The sequence below is a fragment of the Donghicola sp. XS_ASV15 genome (assembly GCF_041224595.1).
In the GTDB taxonomy this organism is placed as follows: domain Bacteria; phylum Pseudomonadota; class Alphaproteobacteria; order Rhodobacterales; family Rhodobacteraceae; genus Donghicola.
Genome location: NZ_JBGFGN010000162.1, coordinates 225,933 through 248,291, shown reverse-complemented (window position 1 = coordinate 248,291; position 22,359 = coordinate 225,933). Strand labels below are relative to the sequence as shown.

Here is a 22,359-nt window from a genome sequence, read left to right as displayed (position 1 = left end):
GAAGCCGCGGACCAGTACATAAGTTCGCGGTAACACGCCCTCGGATTGTTCAGGATATGACGACGCCTTTCGACGAAGACCACCCGACTCCTCGCAAGCCGGGCCTGTTTGCCCGTCTCAGATCGAACTTTTTTACTGGGATCGTCGTGATCGCGCCTGTCGGCTTGACCGTCTGGTTGATCTGGACGGTGATCGGTTGGGTTGACAGTTTTGTCATGCCGTTTGTGCCCCGCGCCTACCATCCCGAAGAGTTCTTTCAGCATTGGTTCGGCGAAGACACCTCGATCAACATCCGCGGCGTCGGTGTTATCTTCTTCTTGTTGTTCACCATTCTGACCGGCTGGATTGCCAAGGGTCTGATCGGTCGGTCCTTCATCCGATGGACCGAACGCCAAGTGGACCGTATGCCGGTGGTGCGCTCGATCTATTCGGGGTTGAAGCAACTGGCCGAGACGGTTTTTGCCCAGTCAGAGCGCAGCTTTGAGAAGGCCTGCCTGATCGAGTATCCGCGCCGTGGGATTTGGGCGGTCGGTTTCATCTCGACCGATGCCAAGGGCGAGATTTCGCGCCGCCCGGATACGATGGAGAAGCTGATCAGTGTGTTCGTGCCCACAACGCCGAACCCGACATCGGGCTTCTTGCTGTTCTTTCCGGAATCCGAGGTGATCGAACTGGATATGTCGATCGAGGACGCGGCCAAACTCGTGATCTCGGCCGGTCTGGTTTATCCGCCAGAGGATAAAGCGGTGCCCACGCCCATCGAAGAAGCGCGGGCGCACCGCAAATTAGGCAAACATTGAGGGCAGATCGACGCTGCCCTTCATGTTCAGCTTATCTTTGTGCTCGACCAAGAACTGCTCGGCTGCATCGCGCCCTGCATCGCGCAACTCTTGAATGACATAAGGCGTCGGCACCAGTTTTGTTGCCACTGACAGATTGTTCATCATCTGGTCATCGGCAATCATGTGCACGTAGACGTCCTTCATCTGGTTGGTCGTAATGGCGCCGTCTTCTATCAATTCCTGGACGAACGAGATCGCCCTGAGTTCGCGCAAGAGTGAAGCATTAAAGCTTATCTCATTGATTCGGTTTTGAATTTCTTGCGGTGACTTCGGGACTTCGTCGCGGTGAATCGGGTTGATGTTCACGATCACAATGTCCTGCGGCAGGTGCGGTTCGAACATCGGAAACAGAGCTGGATTGCCCGTATAGCCGCCGTCCCAATAGGCCTCTGTTTCCCCTGTCGCTGGATCTTCGATCTCGACCGCTTTGAACAGCGTGGGCAGGCAAGCCGAGGCTAGGATCACGTCGCTGCTCAGTTCTTCGCCGCTGAAGACCTTTACTTTGCCAGAGCGGACGTTGGTGGCGCAGATGAACACCTCTGGTCCTGCGCTGCTGCACACGCAGTCAAAGTCAAAAGACTCCACGATTTTCTGTAGCGGGTTCTGATAGAACGGGCCCCACGCATAGGGCGTCATCATCCGCGACACGAGGTCGGCCCACACGTAGGGCGCACTCATTTCGATGGTTTTCGACAGCTGGCCGGGCGTCAGCACGTAACCGGTCATCCAGCTGGGGATGCGGAAATCCTCGATCCCCGCGATCTGGCCCCAGAGAAAGGCCAGCATGTCCCGCGCGCCCTGGCGGCCGTTTTTGATCATTCCGGACTTGACCGCAGCTGCGTTCATCGCACCTGCAGAGGTGCCGGACATGGACGCGATCTCGATGTCGTCATGTTCGAGGATCTTGTCCAGAACGCCCCATGTATAGGCGCCATGCGCGCCGCCGCCTTGAAGGGCAAGATTGATGCGTTTCATGTTCGGGGTATTCGTCTTGGAGCCTTGGCCTAGAAAAGTGTTGATGCGGTCGGGTGCCATAGTCGTTCAGCCTTTCGCTGCTATGAAAATGTCCCCTCCCTTGGCCGTGAGCGGGCGCACACAGGGTACGCCCGCGCCAGAAATTAGAGTGCCGTCCAGCCGCCGTCCACGCTGATGGTGGTGCCGGTGATCTGCTTGGCCGCATCCGAACACAGGAACACGGCTGTGCCTCCCAGCTCTTCGACGGTGGCGAATTCCTTGGACGGCTGGCGCTCGAGCATGACATTCTTGATCACGTCCTCGCGGCTCATGTCGTATTTTTCCATGGTGTCGGGGATCTGCGCCTCGACCAGCGGGGTCAGCACGTAGCCCGGGCAGATCGCATTTGCCGTAATGGGCTCCTGCGCTGTCTCGAGCGCGGTCACCTTGGTCAGGCCCACAACGCCGTGCTTGGCGGCAACGTAGGCCGATTTATAAGGGCTAGCGGTCAGGCCGTGCGCCGACGCGATATTTACGATGCGGCCCCAGCCGGCCTCGCGCATTTTCGGTAGCGCCGCGGCAGTGGTATGGAAGGCCGAGCTGAGGTTGATCGCGATGATCGCATCCCACTTCTCGACGGGGAACTCATCAATGCCTTTGACGAACTGGATGCCAGCGTTGTTCACGAGGATATCGCACTTGCCGGCCTTGTCGATCAGGGCGCGGCATTCGTCGGCCTTGGACATGTCGGCCTTAATATAAGTTACAGATACACCGAATTCCTCGGACATATCAGAGGCGAGCTTGTGATCCTCTTCGTTGTCGGTAAACGAATTCAGGACGACATCTGCGCCAGCCTTGGCTAGCTCACGCGCCACGCCCAAACCAATCCCCGAGTTCGAGCCGGTCACGACAGCGGTTTTGCCCTTCAAAGTCATAAATTCCCCCTTATGAAATGACGACGATTGTGCGCATTGTCCGTGCAGGCGCAGAATCGATTCCTATCACTGCATTAAGTTCATTGGGGCGGCTTCAGTTCCACAGATACTTCGCGTCCGGCGGCAAAAAACCGCGTTATGTCAATGATGTGACAGCGAAAAAAAACGCCGGCACAAGGCCGGCGCAAGTATTGAGGCAGGTTTCATACAGGCAAGAAACCTATCGAGCAGTGATTTCTGTATAAGCAATTGCGCGCCGCTCTCCAAGCTAAAAGTTTGAAAAGACACAGAACGGTGTCTAGGATTTTACCTGATTGATCCGCACAGCACCCGAGGAGAGGCTTACGTGGCATTGTTTTTAAGGAAGAAACCGGCATTCACGACCATGGTGGGCGCTCTGGCCCTATTGACGCAAAGCGCGTGGGCTGACCCCATGCATGGGATTGCCATGTACGGCGCCCCTGCACTGCCAGAGGGATTCGAATCTCTGCCTTACGTAAATCCCGAAGCCCCCAAGGGCGGCCGCGTGGTCATGGGAGAGACCGGAAGCTTCGACAGTTTGAACCCCCATCAGGCCAAAGGCAGCGTGCCGTGGCAGTTACGTTTCGTGGCTTACGAGAGCTTGATGGGGCGTAACTGGGGCGAACCTTTTGCGCTCTACGGGCTCTTGGCCGAGACGATTGAAACCGCCGAAGACCGTAGTTGGGTCGAGTTCACCTTGCGCGACAATGTCACGTTTAGCGATGGTACGCCGCTAACGGTCGAGGACGTGATGTGGTCCTACGAAACGCTCGGCACTGTGGGTCATCCGCGCTACCTTGGCGTCTGGTCCAAGGTCGAAAGCATGGAGCAGACCGGCGAGCGCAAGATCAAGTTCACGTTCAACGACGACAACCCCGAGCTGGCGCTGCTGATCGGGATGCGCCCGATCCTGAAAAAGGCGCAGTTCGACGAAGTGCCCTTTGAGGACGCCGGTGTGAATGTGATCCCGATCACTACCGCGCCCTATGTGATCGACAGCTACGAGACGGGCCGCTACGTGAGCCTAAAGCGGAACGAAGATTACTGGGGTCAGGACATTCCCTTCCGCCGCGGCACCAACAATGTCGACGAGTTGCGGATGGAATTCTATGGCGACGGCGCCGTGATGTTCGAAGCGTTCAAGGCGGGCGAACTGAATGCCTTCCGCGAGACGAACGGACAAAAGTGGGACACCGTCTATGATTTCCCGGCAGTTCAGCGCGGCGATGTCGTAAAATCCGAAATCCCGCACCAGCGCCCCAGCGGGATCACCGGATTGGCCATGAACACCCGCGAGGCACCTTTTGACGACTGGCGCGTGCGCGAAGCGATGATGCAGGCGTTCAACTTCGAATTCATCAATCAAGCCTTGAATGGCGGCAAGCAGAAGCGGATCACCTCGTATTTCTCGAACTCCCTGCTGTCGATGCAGCATGGCCCCGCAGAGGGCCGCGTGCTGGAGTATCTGACCCAGTATCAGGACGCCCTGCTGCCCGGCGCGATCGAAGGCTATGACCTGCCCGTTTCGGACGGCTCTGAACGTAATCGCAAGAACCTGCGCACTGCCACAGCCCTGCTCGAAGAGGCTGGTTGGACCGTGGGCAGCGACGGTGTGCTCAAGAATGCGGATGGCGAACCCTTTACCTTCGAAATTCTTCTTCGTCAGGGCAGCAGCGAAGTCGAGAGCATAAGCGATATCTTTGCCAAGCACCTCGAGAGCCTTGGGATTCAGGCGACTATAAGTGTGATCGATGCGGCCCAGTATCAGGAACGCACCGACGCATTTGACTATGACATGACCTATTACCGCCGTGGTGTGTCCCTGAGCCCGGGCAACGAACAGTACCTTTACTGGGGCTCTGACGCCGCCGGCACTCAAGGCAGCTACAACATGATCGGCATCGAAAGCGCGGCAGTGGATGGGCTGATCGGCGACATCTTGAACGCAGAAAGCAACGATGATTTCGTCGCCGCGACGCAGGCGCTGGACCGGGTGTTGACCACGGGCCGGTATGTCATCCCGTTCTACAATTGGAATGTCAGCTGGATCGCCCATGACCGTCACCTGAAGTATCCGGACACCCTGCCGATCTATGGCGATTGGATGGATTTCATGCCAGACGTCTGGTGGTACGAAGAAGACTGAGGAAGACCGAAATGAAGACCCTTGTTCTGTTGACGCTGCTTGCCGGTTTGACCGCATGTAACACGGTCGAAGGCGTGGGCCTTGATATCGCGGACAGCGCACGCGCCGTTCGGGGTCTGTTCTGACATTATTCCTCTAGGCAGAGCTGGCGGGCAGGCGTACTGTGCCGCCAGTTTTTGACTTCGGGAAACAAATGAACATTCTCGTGTTATGTGCGGGCAATGATGCCCGTTCGATCCTGTTGGAATCGATCCTTAACGATCTATCCCCCCAGCGCATGACTGCTTATTCCGCCGGACCAGCGCCAGCTGAGTCGGTGCCGACTGCTGTGTTGGACCTGCTGGAGTCCCGCGATCATGGCATCGCGGATCTGGATCCCCAAAGCTGGGAGGCGTTTACTGGCCCGAGCGCAGTGCCAGTGGATGTGGTGATCGGCCTGTGCGATCTGTCCGCCTACAAGGCGCCGAAATGGCCTGCAGGTGCACCGCGCGGTATCTGGCTGACCCCTGACCCCATGGCAGGCGAGGCCACGCTGGAATCGGTCTACGAAAGCCTTCTGCGCCGCGCCAAAGCCTTTCTCAAGCATAGCTTCGAAATCATGGACGAGGGCGAAGCGAACGCCGCCCTCAAGCGCATCGGCAAGCTGTAACGTTCAGACCAGCGAAGTGACCCACAGAATCGTGGCGTCCTCTGCGCTGGTCGAGACAACGTTATGCCCCATGGTCCCATCGTAATAGGCGCTGTCCCCGCGCTTCATTTCGATGGGCTCGTAGAATTCTGTGAACAGCTTGATGGTGCCGGTCAGGACATACAGAAACTCTTCGCCGTCGTGCCGCACCCAGCCGTCGAATTCATCCATAGAGCGTGCGCGGATGCGGGCGCGGTAGGGCAGCATCGTCTTCTTGGTTAGGCTCTCGGCCAAGAGCTCGTGCTCGTAGGTCGTGGTGGTAAAGGCCGCCCCCTCGCCCGATTTGGTCGACGTCATCCGGCCATTGACCTGTGACTTGTGTGGCGGCGTGAACAGCTGCGGCACACTGATCCCAAGACCCACGGCCAGCTTCTTCAGCGCCTCGTAAGTCGGGGACATCTGGCCGTTCTCGATCTTGGACAGGGTGGAACGGGCCAAACCGGCCTTCTGGGCGGCTTGCTCCAGTGTCCAGTCGCGCTCTTTGCGCAGCTCGCGCACGCGGACCCCGAGGTCGAGGGGCGCGACGGGCACCTCCTCTTCGGAGTCACGGGCAACGCGGATCAGCTGTTTGGGGTCTTTGTTTGTCATGAAGGTTCTGTAATCCGGCGCCCTTACTCTTGCAACTGCGCCTGCGCCGCCTTAGCCAAGTGCCATGAAATCAATCACCACGCCGACCTCACAACCGCCCTGCCCCGATCCGTTCAATATGGCCGCCTATGTTCTGGACGGCAGTGGGGCTGCCGATGACAAGATCGCCCTTGCTGTATTGGCGTTGTCTGGCGCGGAACGTTGGAGTTATGGCAAACTGCGCGCGGCCGCTTTGGGGACAGGCACGGGGCTTCTGAACGCCGGATTAAAGCCCGGTGACCGCGTGATGTTGCGGCTGGGAAATACCGTCGATTTTCCGCTGGCGTTTCTGGGGGCGATTGCAGCAGGTCTGATCCCTGTTCCGACCAGCAGCCAGTTGACGGCACCCGAGGCGGGCAAGCTGGCACAAATCATCCAGCCTGCGGCGATCCTGCAATCTCCTGATGTCCCTGCGCCCGAAGGCGAATTGCGGACGATCCCACAGGCCGCTCTGCGAGAGATGCGTGATTTAGCGCCCGTCGCGCCGCAGATGGGTGATCCGAACCGGATGGCCTATATCATCTTTACCTCTGGTACGTCGGGGACACCCCGCGCCGTGTGCCACGCGCACCGCGTGGTGTGGGCGCGGCGTATGATGTGGGCGGGATGGTATGACCTACAGCCCACGGACCGTCTATTACATGCGGGCGCGTTCAACTGGTCGTTCACGTTGGGTACGGGCATGATGGACCCTTGGGCCTGCGGGGCAACCGCGCTGATCCCTGCGGACGGGACGGACCCCAAGGCCCTGCCCTTGCTGCTAAAACGACATGACGCGACGCTGCTGGCCGCCGCCCCCGGCGTCTACCGCAAATTCCTGAAAGACCACCCGAGCCTCAGCCTGCCGAAACTGCGCCACGGCCTCTGCGCTGGTGAAAAGCTGCCCGAAGCCCTGCGGACCGCGTGGGCCGAGGCGACCGGCACCGGCCTCTTCGAGGCGTATGGCCAAACCGAAATCTCGACCTTCATTTCCGGCAGTCCCGCACGACCCTCGGCCACTGGAACGCTCGGTGCGCCGCAGGACGGGCGTCTGATGGCGATTGTGGATGAAAATGGCCAGCCCGTGCCCCGTGGCACCGCTGGGACCATCGCTATCGACCACCGCGATCCGGGCTTAATGCTGGGCTATCTGGACGCCCCCGAGGCGACCACTGAGAAACGTCGCGGCGATTGGTTCCTGACTGGCGACCAAGGGATCATGGACGAAAACGGCTTTATCACCTATCAGGGACGCGATGATGACCTGATGAATGCGGGCGGATTCCGCGTATCCCCGCTCGAGGTCGAGGCGACCCTCTCTCATATCGAGGGCATCCAGGAGGTCGCCGTGACCGATGTCGAGATCAAGCCCGACGTGCGTGTGATTGCGGCGTTTTACACCGCTGATGCCGACCTCGACGAGGCCGCGCTGACCGCCTATGCCGAGGCCAATCTGGCCCGTTACAAGCAGCCCCGTCTGTGGGTGCATTTGACCGATCTGCCGCGCAATCCCAATGGCAAGCTGCGCCGCAAAGAATTGAAACTACCCTAAGGCCCCGAAAGGCACCCGATGGTTAAACTGAATTTATTCTCCGACCCGATCTGCCCATGGTGCTATATCGGATACACCGAATTGACCCGCGCATTGGCGGAGCGCCCAAAGCATCCGTTCGATCTGGAATGGTTGCCGTTCCAACTAAATCCCGACATGCCAGCCGATGGGGTCGATAGGCGTGCTTACCTAGAGGCGAAATTCGGCGACAAGGAAGGCGCCGTCGAGGCATACGCGCAAGTGTCTGAACGCGCTGAAGAAATCGGTCTTGAACTAGATTTGTCTTCGATTTCCCGCACACCCAATACGCTCGACGCGCACAGACTAATTCACTGGTCTGGGGTCGAAGGCCGCCAGACCCCGGTTGCCACGGCTCTGTTTCGGGCATACTTCAATGAGGGTCGGGATATCTCAGAACATGAAGTTCTGGCCGACATTGCCGACGGTGCCGGTATGGACGCAGCATTGATCCTGCGCCTTTTAGCGAGTGACGCCGACAAGGACGAAATTTTGCAGAAAGACGCCATGGCCCGCGAGATGGGGGTTCAGGCGGTGCCGACCTTTGTGGTGGCCGGGAAACACGCCGTGCCCGGAGCGCAGCCGTCAGACCTATGGGTTCAGGTGATTGACGAATTAGTAGGAGCGTAAGCGCATGTTCAAATCCCCCACGAAGCCACTCAACTTTCCGGAATTCGTGGGGATGCTGGCAATGCTTTTTGCTACGCTTGCTTTCTCCATTGACTCCATGCTGCCCGCGATCCCTCAGATCGCGCAGGAAATGACCCCCGACGATGTGAACCGTGCCCAGTTGATCATTACCAGCTTTGTTCTGGGAATGGGCATTGGGACGTTCTTTGCCGGACCGCTGTCTGACTGGTTCGGACGCAAGATCACCGTGGCCGTGGGCCTCGGGATTTACATGCTCGCTTCGCTGTATGCGGCTGGAACCAATGATATGGAGCACCTATTGGCCTCGCGTTTCGTGATGGGCCTTGGAGCATCGGCGCCACGCGTGGTCAGCCTTGCCATGGTGCGTGACCTCTACAAAGGCCGCGAGATGGCGCGGATCATGTCCTTTGTCATGACCGTGTTTATCTTGGTGCCTGCGATGGCGCCCTCGATCGGTGCCGTCATCATCGCGTATTCCAGCTGGCGCGGCGTGTTTGTCGCGTTCGTGGTTTTTGCGCTGTTCTCGGGCGGCTGGCTGATGCTGCGCCAACCCGAAACGCTGGACAAAGCGAACCGCCGTCCCCTGCGGCTCAGCGCAATCCGCTACGCACTGGGAGAGGTTTTGGGCAACCGCGTCGTCGTGATGTATATCGCTGCTCTGTCGCTGGGCTTTGGCCAGATGTTCTCTTTCATCTCGAGCGCGCCGCAGCTGTTCACCGACACGTATGAGCGCGGCGACACCTTCCCGATTTGGTTTGCGGGGGTGGCTGCCTTTGCGGCAATTGCGTCGTTTACCAACGCGCGACTGGTAATGACTCTGGGGATGCGCTTGCTCTCAACGGCCGCTCTGGGGGTGCAGTGCGCCGCCTCGATCCTGGCGATTGTCCTACTAGAGAGCGGCATGATCGCGCCGGAATACCAGTTCTACGTCTTCGTCGGCTACATGGCGGTGTCGTTCTTTATGATCGGGCTGGTGTTCGGCAACATCAACGCGCTGGCGATGGAGCCTTTGGGCCACGTCGCAGGCTTTGCCGCCGCGATCATCGGCGCGATCTCGACCGTGCTGGCCGTACTGATTGCAGTGCCTGTGGGCTATTCCTATGACGGCACGCCCATGCCGCTCTTGATTGGTGTCGCCCTGTGTTCCGGCTTGGCCTATCTGATCATGCGGATTTCCCGCCGCTACGAGGCTGTGGCGACCGTTTGATCGCGCCCCTCGCTGAAATGCCCAAAGGCCGCCTTATTTGGCGGCCTTTTTCTGTTTCTGGGCTTCGACAACTTTCTCGGCCAGCGCTTTGGCGATGTTGAACGCGCCCTTGATCTTGTCCGCCTCGGTCGACCAGTCCCGCAGGACAACGATCTTGTTGTCTTTGATCTTGGCCTTGCCCTTTTCGGCCTGCACGAATTCCACGAGACCTTGGGGCGAGGCGAATTTGTCGTTGTGGAACTGGATCGTCGCGCCCTTGGGGCCGCCATCCAGTTTCGCAATCCCTGCCCGTTTGCACATGGCTTTGATCCGCACGATCAGCAGCAGGGTATTCACCTCTTTGGGCAGCTTGCCGAAACGGTCGATCAGTTCGGCGGCAAAGCCCTCTAGTTCGACCTTCTTGGTCAGTTCGGACAAGCGACGATAGAGGCCAAGGCGTACGTCCAGATCAGGCACATAGTCCTCGGGGATCAGGACGGGAACACCCAGATTGATTTGCGGCGCCCACTGATCGTCGGTGTCGTCCAGAAGCCCTTCCATCTGGCCCGATTTGATCTTCGCGATCGCCTCTTCCAGCATGGATTGATAGAGTTCATAGCCCACGTCTTTCATCTGGCCGGACTGCTCTTCACCGAGCAGGTTGCCCGCCCCGCGAATGTCCAGATCCTGCGAGGCCAGCGTAAAGCCCGCGCCCAAGGTATCGAGCGACCCCAACACGCGCAGACGCTTCTCCGCGGTCGCGGTCAGTTTCGCCCGAGGTTTGGTGGTCAGGTAAGCATAGGCGCGGGTTTTCGAACGGCCCACGCGGCCCCTGATCTGATAGAGCTGCGCCAGACCGAACATATCCGCGCGGTGCACGACCATGGTGTTCGCGGTGGGAATATCTAGGCCAGACTCCACAATCGTAGTCGCCAAGAGCACATCGTATTTGCCGTCGTAGAACGCATTCATGCGGTCGTCGAGTTCCCCCGCCGCCATCTGGCCGTGGGCCACGATATAGCTGACCTCTGGCACCTGCTCTTTCAAGAAGTCCTCGATCTCGGCCAGATCAGTGATGCGCGGCACAACAAAGAACGACTGCCCGCCGCGATAGTGTTCGCGCAGCAGCGCCTCGCGGATGGTGACCTTGTCGAATTCGGACACGTAGGTGCGGATCGACAGACGGTCCACGGGCGGCGTGCCGATGATCGATAGATCACGGACACCCGTCAGCGACAGCTGCAGCGTCCGAGGGATCGGGGTCGCAGTCAGGGTCAGCACGTGGATGTTTGAGCGCAGAGTTTTCAGACGCTCTTTGTGGTTCACCCCGAAGTGCTGCTCTTCGTCAATGATCAGCAGACCCAGGCGGTCGAACTTGATGGTCTTGGCCAGAACGGCGTGGGTGCCGACGACGATATCGACGGTGCCGTCCGCCAGTCCCTTGCGAGTTTCTGACGCCTGTTTGGAGCTGACGAAACGGGACAGTTGGCGCACTTCCAACGGGAAGCCGCGGAAACGCTCTTGGAACCCTTTGGCGTGCTGGCGGGCCAGCAGCGTGGTGGGCGCGATGACCGCCACCTGAACACCGGACATGGCCGCGATAAAGGCCGCACGCATGGCGACTTCGGTCTTGCCAAAGCCCACGTCGCCGCAGATCAGGCGATCCATGGGGGTGCCGCTGGTCAGATCCTCGACAACGTCGTTGATGGCGCGCAGCTGGTCGTCGGTTTCCTGATAGGGGAAACGCGCGCAGAACTCTTCCCACGCGTGGGCGGGCGGCTCCAGCATCTGGCCCTTGCGCAGGGCGCGTTCGGCGGCCACGCGGATCAGCTTGTCGGCCATCTCGCGAATGCGCTCTTTTAGGCGGGCCTTCTTGGCCTGCCATGCGCCGCCACCCAGACGGTCCAAAAGCCCTTCGTCATGGCCGTAGCGGGACAGAAGTTCGATGTTCTCGACCGGCAGGTACAGACGCGCCGCCTCGGCGTATTCCAGAACGATGCATTCGTGGGCCGCACCGGCGGCTGTCACCACCTCTAGGCCCAAATAGCGACCGATGCCGTGGTCCACGTGCACCACCAGATCGCCCGGCGTCAGCGAAGTCGCCTCGGTCAGGAAGTTCTCGGCCTTGCGGCGTTTCTTGGGTTGGCGGATCAGGCGATCCCCCAGAACGTCCTGTTCCGAGATCACGGTCAGAGCCTTGTCGCCCATCGGGGCCTCGAACCCGTGCTCCAGCGACCAGACGGCCAGATGCAAACCAGTCTTGCCGATGCGGGTGCCATCCATAATCGGGATCGCCTCGGCCAGACCTTCATCCTCGATCAGGCCAGTCAGACGCTCGCGCGCGCCTTCGGAGTAGCTGGCGATGACCACGGGGCCTTTGGCCAGCTTGGACTTGATATGATCGGCCAAGGCACCAAACAGGCTGACGCTTTCCTGCTGCCGTTCGGGGCTGAAATTCCGCCCGATCCGTCCGCCTGCGTCGGTCACATTCGGACCCGTCGCTTGGGGTAAGGGGTTGAACTGGATCACGCGGCGGCTGTTCACCGTCTCGTTCCATGCCTCGTCGGTCAGGTACAGCAGTTCAGGCGGCGCGGGTTTGTAGGGCGTGTCGCCCTTCTTGCTGGTTTGCAGGGCGTGCTGGCGGGTTTCGTACTGGTCTGCGATGCCCTCCCAGCGGGACAGACGCGCGGCGGTCATCGCCTCGTCCAAGGTAATCACCGCATCGGGGGCAAAGTCGAACAGGGTTTCCAGCCGCTCGTGGAAGAATGGGAGCCAATGCTCCATCCCCTGCTGCTTGCGCCCTGCACTGACCGCTTCGTACAGAGGGTCGTCACTGCCCGCCGCACCGAATTCGATACGGTAGTTCTGACGGAAGCGCGTGATTGCACTGTCCTCTAGGATCACTTCGGAGACAGGCGCCAGTTCGATGATGTCGAGCTTGTCCGTGGTGCGCTGGCTGACCGGATCAAAGCGGCGGATGCCGTCGAGCGTGTCGCCAAAGAAATCCAGACGCACAGGCCCCGTATCGCCGGGCGGAAAGATGTCGATGATGCCGCCGCGGATGGCGTAGTCACCGGGCTCCATCACTGTCGGGCTTTGGCTGAAGCCCATCCGCACAAGGAAATTTCGCAGTTCCTTTTCGTCCACGCGGCTGCCGACCGACGCGATAAAGGACGCGCCGCGCAGGGTATCCCGCGCTGGTACGCGCTGGGTTGCGGCATTCAAAGTGGTCAGCAGAACATACTTTTCCGGCATCCCGTGAACCATTGCGGCCAGCAAGGCCATGCGCGCAGCGGTGATGTCAGGGTTTGGTGACACGCGGTCAAACGGCAGACAGTCCCACCCCGGAAAGGTAAAGACCGGCATGTCCGGCGCAAAGAACTTGAGCGCGTCCCGCATCGCCTGCATCCGCTTGTCATCGCGGGCCACGTGCAAAACGGGCGCTTTGCTGCGCTCCATCTCGGACAGAATGAGGCGGGCGTCATAGCCTTCGGGCGCGCCGCCCACGGTCAGGTGTTGAGCGTTCCAAGTTGCCATAACTTATCCCAGTACTCCGATGCTGAGGTTCTGGTACATGCCCCAAAGCGAGGTCACGAATACCGAGATCATCCCAATCAGTTGGGTGTAGAACCGGTTGCGGGTGATGGCATCGCACAGGGCGGTGCCTTGGATCGTGTTGTCGATGATCCGACCGGCGAATTGCATCCGCAGAAACGTGACGATCATCGCGGGGGCCATCAGCAGGAAAACCGCCTGCGCGAACTCCAGTCCAAACCAGAATCCCAGAAACAGCAGCATACTGAGCGTAAAGGACAAACCCGCCACAATCCATGTGCCTGCACGGTCGTAGACCATCAGCATGCGCCGCGCCTTGATGTGGACCAGCGCGTTCAGATCGTCCATTTCCTGACCGGCGTGTTTGCGCGCGCGCCCGACCATGTCATAGGGCACCCCCAGCACAAAATGGCTCAGGGACGACCACATCGCCGCCAGCACAATCCAGTACCACAGATTGGAGAATGACCGCATGTCGATCAGTTCAAAGATACGCCCGCCAAGGTCCAAGGCACTCTCCTGAAAATGATGTCAGGAACGGGACATAGCGCGGTTGATCCGTAATGCCCAGACTTGAGGTGACTGCAAATCCGTGGCACCCATCAAAAAACCTTTGGAGGTCCGATCATGCCCTATGCTCCTGCTGCTTTTCCTGCCGGCCGTCCGCGCCGCGTGCGCCGTACCCCTGCCCTGCGCGGCTTGGTCCGCGAAAACAACCTGAGCGTGGATGACCTGATTTGGCCGGTCTTTGTCCGCGATGGCCAAGGGGTCGAAGAGCCTGTGCCTTCGATGCCCGGTGTGTACCGCCGCAGCGTGGACAAAATCGTCGAGGCCGCCAAAGAGGCGTTTGATCTGGGCGTCAGCACAATCTGTCTGTTCCCCTACACCGATCCGGCCAAGAAAACGCTGGACTGCGCCGAGGCATGGAACCCCGATAATCTGTCGAACAGCGCGACACGCGCGATCAAAGCCGCCCTGCCGGACATGGCCGTCATGACCGACGTGGCGCTTGACCCCTACAACATCACGGGTCAGGATGGCTTCTTGGTTGATGGCTATGTGGTGAATGACGAAACGGTCGAAGCCTTGGTCAAACAGGCGCTGTCGCAGGCCGAAGCGGGTGCAGATATTATCGGACCGTCGGACATGATGGACGGGCGGATCGGTGACATGCGTCAGGCGCTGGAACATGCAGGCCACATCAACGTCGCGATCCTGAGCTACAGTGCGAAATACGCCAGCGCTTTTTACGGGCCGTTCCGCGACGCGGTTGGCGCCTCTGGCGTTCTGAAAGGTGACAAGAAGACCTACCAGCTTGATCCAGCCAACACGGATGAGGCCATGCGCTGCATCGCCCGCGATCTGGACGAAGGCGCGGATATGGTCATGGTCAAGCCCGGCATGCCCTATCTGGACATCTGCCGCCGCGCGCAGGACGAGTTTGGCGTGCCCGTCTACGCCTATCAGGTCAGCGGCGAATACGCGATGATGCAGGCCGCAGCGCAGAACGGCTGGATCGACGGCGAACGCGCCATGATGGAGAGCCTAATGTGCTTCAAACGTGCGGGCTGTAATGGCGTTCTGACCTATTTTGCCCCCGCTGCTGCCAAGATCATCGGTGTTTGACCTGTAAATCTGGCCCAAGGTGCGCTTGTCGGGTGACATAACCTTTGGACATGCCTATAATTGCGTCAAAATAAACCGGGAATACCCCGATAGAGGACAGGCAAACCCATGACAGACATTAGCCGTCGTTTCTTTACCATCGCCGGTTTGGGCGCTCTTCCGCTGGTGGCCGCATGTGGCAACGGTGTGAACTCGCAGGGCGCTCAGATCATCGATGCCCGCGTCGACAGCACGTTGAGCTACATGTTCAACAATTACCCCGGCACTCGCGAGCTGGCCGATAAATCGGTCGGTATGCTGGTCATGCCGCTGGTGACCGAAGCTGGGCTTGGCTTTGGCGGGGCCTATGGCCGTGGCGCGCTGCGCATCAACAACGCGACCGTCGATTACTATGCCTCGACCAAGGGCACCGTCGGCTTCCAGATCGGCGCGCAGCAGTATGCGCACGTTCTGTTCTTCATGACCCCCGATGCACTGGCGGATTTCCGTCGCTCCAGCGGTTGGGCTGCGGGCGCGAACGTCGAATATGCTCTGGCCGACAAAGGCGAGAAGATCCGCGCCGAGACGACAACATCGCTGGCGCCCGTCGTCGCGGTGGTCTTTGGTCAGACCGGTCTGCGCGTTGGGGCCACGCTCGAAGGGTCCAAGTACACCCGCATCATCCCCTGATTGCGGCTGCATCGGCAGAATTCAGAGATCCCGGTGATGGTAACATCATCGGGATTTTTTGCATCAGGGTGACTTCGCGCGGGTTGTTGCCAGCGGACCTGCGCCGTTCGTACAGTTGGTCTTGCGAATCCGGCGCGGCGGCCCACCTCCTGTTAGAACGGCCCCGCAGGCCGGAATTGGACCAAAAGGATTTGAGCGCATGGATATCGAACTGATCGGAGCCCCCGTCGACAGCGGCAAAAAAGGCAAAGGCTGCCTCATGGGTCCCGATGCGTATCGCACAGCCAATCTGGCGCGCGCGCTGCGGCGGCTTGGCCATAGCGTGACCGATGTGGGCAATCTGACGCCCGATATGGTGGCCGATCCAGACTGCACCAATCCCGCTGTACATTCGTTGGCCGAAACCATCGGCTGGACCCAGTCCTTGCATCGCGCGGGCCGCAACGCCATGCAAGCGGGACGCTTGCCGATCTTCTTGGGCGGTGATCACAGTCTGTCGCTGGGCTCGGTCACTGGCGTTGCGGCGGCGACGGACAAGCCCCAGTTCGTTCTTTGGCTTGATGCCCATTCCGATTTCCACACGCTGATGACCACCGAGAGCGGGAACCTACACGGCACCCCGCTGGCCTACATCACAGGCCGCGACGGGTTCGAAGGCTTCCCCGCTGTCTCCAATCCCGTTCCCGAACGGAACATTTGCATCATCGGCCTGCGCTCTGTGGACGAGGCCGAGCGTGGCATGCTCGAAGACAGCGACATTCGCTACCACGATATGCGCGAGATTGATGAAAACGGCATTTCTGTCTTGCTCCGCCGCTTTCTCAAGGATGTGGCGGACGCTGGCGGCAATCTACACGTGTCGCTGGATGTGGACTTCCTAGACCCCTCTGCGGCGCCTGCAGTCGGTACGACCGTTCCCGGCGGAGCGACAGTGCGCGAAGGGCACCTGTGCATGGAGCTGATCGCGGACAGCGGGCTCATGACCTCGCTCGATCTGGTCGAACTGAACCCGTTCCTAGATGAACGCGGACGCACCGCGCAATTGATGGTGGACCTTGCGGCGTCTGCGCTGGGGCGCCGTGTGTTTGACCGCCCGACGCGCGCCTATAGCAGTTAAGCCTGCAATTCAGCGTCCCAGTACAGGTAGTCCATCCAGCTCACGTGCAGGTGGTTGGGCGGGAACTTGCGTCCAACCGTCTGCAATTCATCGGCTGAGGGCTGCTTTGGCGGTTTGCGCAGGTGCATGTTGGCTTGGCGCAAGGATTTGGACCCCTTGCGCAGATTGCAGCGCGAACACGCCGCTACAACGTTTTCCCAACTGGTGATGCCGCCCCGTGCGCGCGGGATCACGTGATCAAAGGTCAGATCGCCCCGTCCGCCGCAGTATTGGCAGCAAAATTCGTCCCTTAGAAAAAGATTAAAGCGCGTGAAGGCCACGCGCTTTTGAGGTTTTACAAAATCTTTGAGGACAACAACCGAGGGTATCCGGACTTCCATCTTCTGGCTTCGGACCGTGGTGTCGTATTCGGCAACGATGTCGACCCTGTCGAGCCAGACCGCCTTGATCGCCTCCTGCCAAGGCCATAGCGACAAGGGATAGTAGGACAATGGACGATAGTCCGCATTTAGCACCAGCGCCGGATGATGTTTCAATGCGCCAGGTTCTCTTACGAATTCAGTCCTAAAGTCACCGTCCATGGATAAAGCCTCTTTGCCCCGTCTGTCTAACTGACCCGAGGCGGGACAACCCGCCCCGTATACCTAACACTATATATCGCGGCTTACCTCTGGCAAGCCTCTTGATATGGCGTGTTGTTCACGGTTTTAGTCAGATTTCGTGACAGATTGGTGACGGGGCGCGCAGCCCCGCCTCCAAATCGGGCAGGCTTACATCCCCAGCTTGTCGCGCATGAACGCCAAGGCAACACCAAGCCCTTCTGGCGAAATGCCGTGCGCGGTGCCCTTCATGACGTGGGCGTAAACCTCTTTGAAATCAGCCGCTTGCAGTGCCTCGACGGCTTCGGGCAGGCTTTGCGGCGGCACCACGTCGTCCTGATCGCCGTGCAGCAGCAGGATCGACGGATAGGATTTCGCCTCGTCTTTCAGCAGTTCGGGGACCAGCAAACGGCCCGAGAATCCGATCACGCCGCCAATGGCCTCTTCGAAACGGGGCGCGACGTGGAGCGCCATCATCGTGCCCTGAGAGAAACCGATCAGCACAAGTTGTTCGGGCAGAATGTCTTCGTCGTCCAAAATGCCCATCAAATAGGCGTTCAGATCCTCGACAGCGGCGCGCATCCCGCGCTCTGCCTCTTCCTCGGACGAATTGTCGATCCACGGGATCGGAAACCACTGATAGCCCATCGGTGCGCCAGCGCAATTTTCAGGAGCGTCGGGCGCATAGAACGTGGTGTCAGGCAGATGTTCGGCCAGCGGGTCGGCCAAACCCATCAAGTCCGCGCCATTCGCGCCATAGCCATGCAGAAATACGATTACCGAGCGGGTTTGCCCCGAGGCCGCCTCGCGGCGGTCCGACTGTAGAACGCGAGTCATCTGATCCCTTCCCTGTCCTTTGCCACATGGTAGTAAGCCCACAGAAGCCGCGCCGCAACAGCCCGCCACGGGCTCCAGTCTTCGGCCATTAAGCGCAAGGCTTTTTCTTTGGGCCGCTCGGGCAGATCAAACAGAATGCGGGCGCCTTCTTGGAGGGCCAGATCACCGGGGGCAAAGACATCCGCGCGCCCCAGACTGAACATTGCGTAAATCTCGGCGGTCCAGACGCCAATGCCGCTGACTTGCGTCAGGGTCGCAACAACCTGATCTGTCGGAGCGTCGCGCAGCGCCTTGAAATCAATTCGCGCCTCGGCCAAGGCTTTGGCGTACTTGATCTTCTGCCGCGACATACCGCAAGCGCGCAACTCTTCTTCGGTCGCCCACATGACTTTTCGCGGGCCAGTCAGTTTCGCAGCGCGCAACCGATTCCAGATCGCATTCGCGGCTGCGACGCTGACTTGCTGGCTGACGATTGCGCTCAGCAACTGTTCAAAACCGTCCTTGCGCCGGCGCAGGGGCAACGGACCGGTTGCCTCCAAAGCGGCTGCAAGTCTTGGGTCAGCCGTTGCCAGCCAGGCCGCGCCCTCGGCTACGCAGGCGTCACTGATGATGATCCGTTCGTCCATGGTGGCACAGTGCGTCACAAGTGCTCTGGACGCAATCGCAACAAAGTTCTACGCCTAGCGCCTATGACGACCGCATATGATCACAAACGCGCCAAGCGCAATGTCGCTGTCCTGTCCGCCGCTCAGGCGATCCTTGGCAGCCAGATGAGTATGATATTCGTGATCGGCGGTCTCGCCGGTCAACAACTGGCGCCGAACCCCTGCTTTGCCACACTGCCGATCTCAATGATCGTTTTTGGGTCTATGACCACTGCCCCATGGCTGTCAAACGTAATGCAGCGCTATGGGCGCAAAGCGGGGTTCATTCTGGGTGCCGCTGGCGGTCTCCTTGGGAGCTTCACCGCCGTGACCGCGCTGATTTACGCGAATTTCTGGCTCTTCCTCCTGGGCAGCTACCTGACCGGTATCTATATGTGTGCGCAGGGTTTTTACCGTTTTGCCGCCGCCGATACCGCGTCGGAAGAATTCCGTCCCAAGGCAATTTCCTATGTGCTGGCTGGTGGCCTCGCCTCGGCCATCATCGGCCCGCAACTGGTGAAATGGACCGTTGATTATTCAGTGATCCCGTTCATCGGGACCTATATGGCCGTGATCGCCATCAACGTGTTGGGGATGCTGCTGTTTTTGGCGCTGGACATCCCACGCCCACCCGTTCCGGCCGAGGATGCCCCCGCCGCACGCTCGCGCCGCGAGATCCTGCGCGAGCCCCGCGTGGTGGTGGCAATCATCTGCGGCATGGTCAGCTATGCGCTCATGAACCTTGTCATGACGTCGACCCCATTGGCTGTCGTTGGTTGCGGCTACGACAAAGCAGACGCCGCCGACATTGTCAGTGGCCACGTTCTGGCGATGTTCATCCCGTCCTTCTTTACAGGCCATTTGATCGCAAGATTTGGCGTTGAAAAGGTCGTGTCCTTGGGCCTTTTGATCCTTGCTGTCGCGGGTGTCGTCGCCCTACAGGGTGTCGAGATTGAGAACTTCTTTATTGCCTTGATCCTCCTGGGGATCGGCTGGAACTTCGGCTTTATTGGCGCGACCGCCATGTTGGCCAGCGCTCACCGCCCCGAAGAGCGCGGTGTCGTCCAAGGCATGAACGACATGCTGGTCTTTGGCGGTGTGACGCTGGCCTCGCTGGCCTCTGGCGGTTTGATGAACTGCTCCGGCGGGACGGCTGTCGAAGGCTGGACCGCCGTCAACATGGCGATGGCTCCGTTCCTCATGCTGGCCGGCGGTGCGCTGATCTGGCTGGTGCTGAAGCCAAAAGAAAACCCCGCCAACTAAGGCGGGGTTCGACAAGCTCATCCAAAAGCGGATTGTTTCATCAATAACAACCGCTTGCGGATGGGACTTAATCCCAAAACGCCATCCCCAACCCTCAGCGGATTGTCCAGCGCCTGTTGCAAGATGTCCCTCGTCTGAAACCCAATGAGCGTTGCCGGACGCGCCGCTTTGTCGATCTTCCCCTCTGCCAAAGCAGTTAACGCCTTGCGCGCCAGCCCTTGCAGACCCTCGGGCCGACCATCAAGCAAGGGGATACGATTGCGCGCTGCCAGTTCGGGCACGGCCACCAGCCAGTTCGCAACCCCTGCCGCATATCCGCGCTTTCGCACGGCGGCCTCTTCGGTCGAACCCAGAGCCCGCGCAGCCACCCACATCAAGGTCGCCGAGGTCTCTTCAATATAGCTGTCGAAGTGCTCTTCATCTTCGAACGGATCGGTGTAGATGTCCCAACGCCGCATCTCGCAGCATCCGTCCAGCAGGCGCGCGCCTTCGGTATCCAGCACCTCTCCGAGCGCGTCGACAACCTCGTGCCGCCGCCCGCGCCCTTCGGCGACCTCGGCCAGAGCATCGCGCCACCACTGAACCCGCATTTCAGCGATCATCGTCTCCTTGGTGACCCAAGGGGCGCGGCTGATCTCGACATTGAATGCAAAGAGCGGAAAAAGCACCCGCCGCGCCGAGACAGGCGCGGCCATGATCGCCAGAAAGCGGTCAGGGTCTGCGTCATGCACGATCTTGGCGCAGGCGTTGATGCTCATCAGGCTTCGGCCCCATCGCGGATCAACTTCCAAACGATCGCATCCAGCAGCGCCTCGAAACTCGCATCCACGATGTTCGCGCTGACCCCCACAGTGGACCAACGGCGTCCTTTACCATCTTCGCTGTCAATGATGACACGGGTCACAGCTTCAGTACCGCCCTGCGTGATCCGAACCTTGAAATCGACCAGCTTCATATCTTCGATCAGGTCGCTATAGCGGCCCAAATCCTTGGCCAAAGCTTTCGCCAACGCGTTCACGGGACCGCGGTCTGTGCCGCATGCGTCCATGCTCTCGCTGACCGATAGCTTCTTCTCGCCGTCAACCTTCACGACCACGACCGCCTCGGACAAGCTGACCATTTGGTTATGCTTGTTCTTGCGGCGTTCAATGGTGACGCGATAGCGCTTCACTTCAAAGAATTCGGGACACTGCCCCATAGCCCGACGCGCGAGCAGCTCAAAGCTCGCCTGCGCACCGTCATAGGAATAGCCCTCCGATTCCCGCGCCTTCACATCCTCTAGGATCTGTCCCAGCACCGGATCACCGGCCTCGATCTTCAGCCCCGCTTCAGTCAAGCGCTTGCGCAGGTTCGATTGGCCCGCCTGATTGGACATGGGAATAATGCGCGCATTGCCGACCTTGGACGGCTCAATATGCTCGTAGGTGGTCGGGTCCTTCAGGATCGCGCTGGCGTGCAAGCCGGCCTTGTGAGCAAAGGCGCTGGCCCCAACATAAGGCGCCTGACGGAACGGCACGCGATTCAGGATGTCGTCGAGCATCCGGCTGATCGACAGCATCCCTTCTAGGGCCTCATCACTCACACCAGTGTCGAACTGACTGGCAAAAGGCTCTTTTAGTTTCAGCGTCGGGATCAGGGTGGTCAGGTTCGCATTACCGCACCTTTCGCCCAAGCCGTTCAAGGTCCCTTGAATCTGCCGTGCGCCCGCTAGCACAGCTGCCAAAGATCCAGCGACCGCCTGTTCGGTGTCGTTATGGCAGTGGATGCCCAAATGGTCGCCAGGAATGCCCGAAGCAATGACCGCTCGAACAACATCCGCAATGACAGTCGGCTGCGCGCCGCCATTTGTATCACACAGGACTACCCAGCGCGCGCCCGCCTCATAAGCCGCTGTCACAGCCTCCAACGCGTACACAGGATTCGCACGATACCCGTCAAAGAAATGTTCAGCGTCAAACAGCGCTTCGCGTCCCTGCGCCACAATATGGGCCACAGACTCGCGGATATTCTCGAGGTTCTCTTCCAGCGTGATGCCCAAAGCGCAGGTCACGTGGAAATCATGTGTTTTGCCCACCAGACAGACCGCAGGCGTGCCCGCGTTCAAAACGGCCGCTAGAACTTCGTCATTCGCGGCAGAGCGCCCTGCCCGCTTGGTCATTCCGAACGCTGTAAACACAGCCTTGGTCTCTGGCGCCTCCTCGAAAAAGGCGGAGTCCGTCGGGTTTGCACCGGGCCATCCGCCCTCAATGTAATCCACCCCCAAGCGGTCCAAAGCATCTGCGATCTGGTGCTTCTCGGGCGTCGAAAACTGCACACCCTGCGTCTGCTGCCCATCCCGCAACGTGGTGTCATAGAGGTACAATTTCTCTTTCATCACACCACCACTCCTCTTTCTTGGTCAAAATACCCTCGGGGGGCGCGGGGGGCAGACAGCCCCCCGTCCGTCA

General features: G+C 59.7%; 21 protein-coding genes. 11 read left to right on the top strand and 10 right to left on the bottom strand.

Features of this window, described 5'->3' with window-relative positions:
- Positions 1-56 precede the first annotated feature (56 nt).
- Positions 57-800 (top strand): DUF502 domain-containing protein, encoded by a 744-nt coding sequence (locus tag AB9K37_RS17610; RefSeq protein WP_369841172.1) that lies wholly within the window; start codon positions 57-59, stop codon positions 798-800.
- Here the strand turns inward: AB9K37_RS17610 and AB9K37_RS17605 are convergent.
- Together AB9K37_RS17605 and AB9K37_RS17600 are read right to left on the bottom strand one after the other, a co-directional pair.
- Entirely contained in the window at positions 786-1,817 is a 1,032-nt protein-coding gene (locus AB9K37_RS17605) for a patatin-like phospholipase family protein (RefSeq protein WP_369841474.1), read from the bottom strand. The two genes, AB9K37_RS17610 and AB9K37_RS17605, sit on opposite strands and share 15 nt — an antisense overlap.
- Positions 1,818-1,960: 143 nt before the next feature.
- Positions 1,961-2,734 (bottom strand): 3-hydroxybutyrate dehydrogenase, encoded by a 774-nt coding sequence (locus tag AB9K37_RS17600; protein WP_072706450.1) that lies wholly within the window; start codon positions 2,732-2,734, stop codon positions 1,961-1,963.
- A gap of 385 nt (positions 2,735-3,119) precedes the next feature.
- Between AB9K37_RS17600 and AB9K37_RS17595 the strand changes: the two genes are divergently transcribed.
- The 3 genes from AB9K37_RS17595 to AB9K37_RS17585 all read left to right on the top strand — a co-directional run bounded on the left by AB9K37_RS17595 (position 3,120) and on the right by AB9K37_RS17585 (position 5,550).
- The gene (locus AB9K37_RS17595) at positions 3,120-4,901 is read left to right on the top strand and encodes an extracellular solute-binding protein (protein WP_369841472.1); all 1,782 of its coding nucleotides are present in this window, start codon (positions 3,120-3,122) and stop codon (positions 4,899-4,901) included.
- An 11-nt stretch (positions 4,902-4,912) separates the two neighbouring features.
- On the top strand, positions 4,913-5,026 hold the full coding sequence (locus tag AB9K37_RS17590; RefSeq protein ID WP_369841169.1) for an entericidin, EcnA/B family: 114 nt from the start codon (positions 4,913-4,915) through the stop codon (positions 5,024-5,026).
- 68 nt (positions 5,027-5,094) lie between these two features.
- Positions 5,095-5,550 (top strand): low molecular weight phosphatase family protein, encoded by a 456-nt coding sequence (locus AB9K37_RS17585; protein ID WP_369841166.1) that lies wholly within the window; start codon positions 5,095-5,097, stop codon positions 5,548-5,550.
- A gap of 3 nt (positions 5,551-5,553) precedes the next feature.
- On the opposite strand, the gene AB9K37_RS17580 is transcribed toward AB9K37_RS17585, so the two are convergent.
- Positions 5,554-6,177: a helix-turn-helix domain-containing protein gene (locus tag AB9K37_RS17580; RefSeq protein WP_369841163.1), complete on the bottom strand. Its 624-nt coding sequence runs from the start codon at positions 6,175-6,177 to the stop codon at positions 5,554-5,556.
- A gap of 64 nt (positions 6,178-6,241) precedes the next feature.
- Between AB9K37_RS17580 and AB9K37_RS17575 the strand changes: the two genes are divergently transcribed.
- From AB9K37_RS17575 to AB9K37_RS17565, 3 genes are read left to right on the top strand one after another with little or no spacing between them, the layout of a single operon-like run.
- The gene (locus AB9K37_RS17575; RefSeq protein WP_369841161.1) at positions 6,242-7,747 is read left to right on the top strand and encodes a class I adenylate-forming enzyme family protein; all 1,506 of its coding nucleotides are present in this window, start codon (positions 6,242-6,244) and stop codon (positions 7,745-7,747) included.
- A gap of 18 nt (positions 7,748-7,765) precedes the next feature.
- Positions 7,766-8,395: a DsbA family oxidoreductase gene (locus tag AB9K37_RS17570; RefSeq protein WP_369841158.1), complete on the top strand. Its 630-nt coding sequence runs from the start codon at positions 7,766-7,768 to the stop codon at positions 8,393-8,395.
- 4 nt (positions 8,396-8,399) lie between these two features.
- Positions 8,400-9,623, top strand: coding sequence for a multidrug effflux MFS transporter (locus AB9K37_RS17565; protein WP_369841155.1), 1,224 nt, complete (start codon positions 8,400-8,402; stop codon positions 9,621-9,623).
- Between the two features lie 33 nt (positions 9,624-9,656).
- Here AB9K37_RS17565 and mfd read toward each other — a convergent pair whose 3' ends face one another.
- Positions 9,657-13,139 (bottom strand): transcription-repair coupling factor, encoded by a 3,483-nt coding sequence (gene mfd / locus AB9K37_RS17560; protein ID WP_369841153.1) that lies wholly within the window; start codon positions 13,137-13,139, stop codon positions 9,657-9,659.
- Between the two features lie 3 nt (positions 13,140-13,142).
- Positions 13,143-13,667 carry a component of SufBCD complex gene (locus AB9K37_RS17555; protein ID WP_369841151.1) on the bottom strand — a complete coding sequence of 175 codons (525 nt, stop codon included), beginning with the start codon at positions 13,665-13,667 and terminating at the stop codon, positions 13,143-13,145.
- 117 nt (positions 13,668-13,784) lie between these two features.
- Between AB9K37_RS17555 and hemB the strand changes: the two genes are divergently transcribed.
- The 3 genes from hemB to rocF all read left to right on the top strand — a co-directional run bounded on the left by hemB (position 13,785) and on the right by rocF (position 16,569).
- Positions 13,785-14,783: a porphobilinogen synthase gene (gene hemB / locus AB9K37_RS17550; RefSeq protein WP_369841148.1), complete on the top strand. Its 999-nt coding sequence runs from the start codon at positions 13,785-13,787 to the stop codon at positions 14,781-14,783.
- Between the two features lie 108 nt (positions 14,784-14,891).
- Complete coding sequence (locus tag AB9K37_RS17545) at positions 14,892-15,452, top strand: YSC84-related protein (protein ID WP_369841145.1); 561 nt, start codon at positions 14,892-14,894, stop codon at positions 15,450-15,452.
- A gap of 199 nt (positions 15,453-15,651) precedes the next feature.
- Positions 15,652-16,569, top strand: coding sequence for an arginase (gene rocF / locus AB9K37_RS17540; RefSeq protein ID WP_369841142.1), 918 nt, complete (start codon positions 15,652-15,654; stop codon positions 16,567-16,569).
- Here rocF and AB9K37_RS17535 read toward each other — a convergent pair.
- The 3 genes from AB9K37_RS17535 to AB9K37_RS17525 all read right to left on the bottom strand — a co-directional run bounded on the left by AB9K37_RS17535 (position 16,566) and on the right by AB9K37_RS17525 (position 18,631).
- Positions 16,566-17,150, bottom strand: a complete 585-nt coding sequence (locus tag AB9K37_RS17535; protein WP_369841139.1) for an HNH endonuclease — start codon at positions 17,148-17,150, stop codon at positions 16,566-16,568. The genes rocF and AB9K37_RS17535 overlap by 4 nt on opposite strands.
- A 189-nt stretch (positions 17,151-17,339) precedes the next feature.
- Positions 17,340-18,005, bottom strand: a complete 666-nt coding sequence (locus AB9K37_RS17530) for an alpha/beta hydrolase (protein ID WP_072706436.1) — start codon at positions 18,003-18,005, stop codon at positions 17,340-17,342.
- Positions 18,002-18,631 carry a DNA-3-methyladenine glycosylase gene (locus tag AB9K37_RS17525; protein ID WP_369841135.1) on the bottom strand — a complete coding sequence of 210 codons (630 nt, stop codon included), beginning with the start codon at positions 18,629-18,631 and terminating at the stop codon, positions 18,002-18,004. Before AB9K37_RS17525 ends, AB9K37_RS17530 begins: the two co-directional genes overlap by 4 nt.
- Positions 18,632-18,694: 63 nt before the next feature.
- Here AB9K37_RS17525 and AB9K37_RS17520 point away from each other — a divergent pair, with 63 nt between their 5' ends.
- On the top strand, positions 18,695-19,912 hold the full coding sequence (locus AB9K37_RS17520; RefSeq protein WP_369841133.1) for an MFS transporter: 1,218 nt from the start codon (positions 18,695-18,697) through the stop codon (positions 19,910-19,912).
- Positions 19,913-19,929: 17 nt separating this feature from the next.
- On the opposite strand, the gene AB9K37_RS17515 is transcribed toward AB9K37_RS17520, so the two are convergent.
- On the bottom strand, positions 19,930-20,670 hold the full coding sequence (locus AB9K37_RS17515; RefSeq protein ID WP_369841130.1) for a squalene/phytoene synthase family protein: 741 nt from the start codon (positions 20,668-20,670) through the stop codon (positions 19,930-19,932).
- Positions 20,670-22,289 carry a citramalate synthase gene (cimA, locus tag AB9K37_RS17510; RefSeq protein WP_369841127.1) on the bottom strand — a complete coding sequence of 540 codons (1,620 nt, stop codon included), beginning with the start codon at positions 22,287-22,289 and terminating at the stop codon, positions 20,670-20,672. Before cimA ends, AB9K37_RS17515 begins: the two co-directional genes overlap by 1 nt.
- Positions 22,290-22,359: the final 70 nt, after the last annotated feature.

Excerpts from the sequence above, each read along its gene's own strand:
- AB9K37_RS17590 (WP_369841169.1), top strand. The coding sequence starts at position 4,913 with ATGAAGACCCTTGTTCTGTTGACGCTGCTTGCCGGTTTGACCGCATGT.
- AB9K37_RS17570 (WP_369841158.1), top strand. The coding sequence starts at position 7,766 with ATGGTTAAACTGAATTTATTCTCCGACCCGATCTGCCCATGGTGCTAT.
- AB9K37_RS17600 (WP_072706450.1), bottom strand. The coding sequence starts at position 2,734 with ATGACTTTGAAGGGCAAAACCGCTGTCGTGACCGGCTCGAACTCGGGG.
- AB9K37_RS17535 (WP_369841139.1), bottom strand. The coding sequence starts at position 17,150 with ATGGACGGTGACTTTAGGACTGAATTCGTAAGAGAACCTGGCGCATTG.
- AB9K37_RS17610 (WP_369841172.1), top strand. The coding sequence starts at position 57 with ATGACGACGCCTTTCGACGAAGACCACCCGACTCCTCGCAAGCCGGGC.
- AB9K37_RS17580 (WP_369841163.1), bottom strand. The coding sequence starts at position 6,177 with ATGACAAACAAAGACCCCAAACAGCTGATCCGCGTTGCCCGTGACTCC.
- AB9K37_RS17545 (WP_369841145.1), top strand. The coding sequence starts at position 14,892 with ATGACAGACATTAGCCGTCGTTTCTTTACCATCGCCGGTTTGGGCGCT.
- AB9K37_RS17520 (WP_369841133.1), top strand. The coding sequence starts at position 18,695 with ATGACGACCGCATATGATCACAAACGCGCCAAGCGCAATGTCGCTGTC.
- hemB (WP_369841148.1), top strand. The coding sequence starts at position 13,785 with ATGCCCTATGCTCCTGCTGCTTTTCCTGCCGGCCGTCCGCGCCGCGTG.
- AB9K37_RS17515 (WP_369841130.1), bottom strand. The coding sequence starts at position 20,670 with ATGAGCATCAACGCCTGCGCCAAGATCGTGCATGACGCAGACCCTGAC.
- AB9K37_RS17530 (WP_072706436.1), bottom strand. The coding sequence starts at position 18,005 with ATGACTCGCGTTCTACAGTCGGACCGCCGCGAGGCGGCCTCGGGGCAA.
- AB9K37_RS17565 (WP_369841155.1), top strand. The coding sequence starts at position 8,400 with ATGTTCAAATCCCCCACGAAGCCACTCAACTTTCCGGAATTCGTGGGG.
- AB9K37_RS17525 (WP_369841135.1), bottom strand. The coding sequence starts at position 18,631 with ATGGACGAACGGATCATCATCAGTGACGCCTGCGTAGCCGAGGGCGCG.
- rocF (WP_369841142.1), top strand. The coding sequence starts at position 15,652 with ATGGATATCGAACTGATCGGAGCCCCCGTCGACAGCGGCAAAAAAGGC.
- AB9K37_RS17585 (WP_369841166.1), top strand. The coding sequence starts at position 5,095 with ATGAACATTCTCGTGTTATGTGCGGGCAATGATGCCCGTTCGATCCTG.
- AB9K37_RS17575 (WP_369841161.1), top strand. The coding sequence starts at position 6,242 with ATGAAATCAATCACCACGCCGACCTCACAACCGCCCTGCCCCGATCCG.
- mfd (WP_369841153.1), bottom strand. The coding sequence starts at position 13,139 with ATGGCAACTTGGAACGCTCAACACCTGACCGTGGGCGGCGCGCCCGAA.
- AB9K37_RS17595 (WP_369841472.1), top strand. The coding sequence starts at position 3,120 with ATGGTGGGCGCTCTGGCCCTATTGACGCAAAGCGCGTGGGCTGACCCC.
- AB9K37_RS17605 (WP_369841474.1), bottom strand. The coding sequence starts at position 1,817 with ATGAAACGCATCAATCTTGCCCTTCAAGGCGGCGGCGCGCATGGCGCC.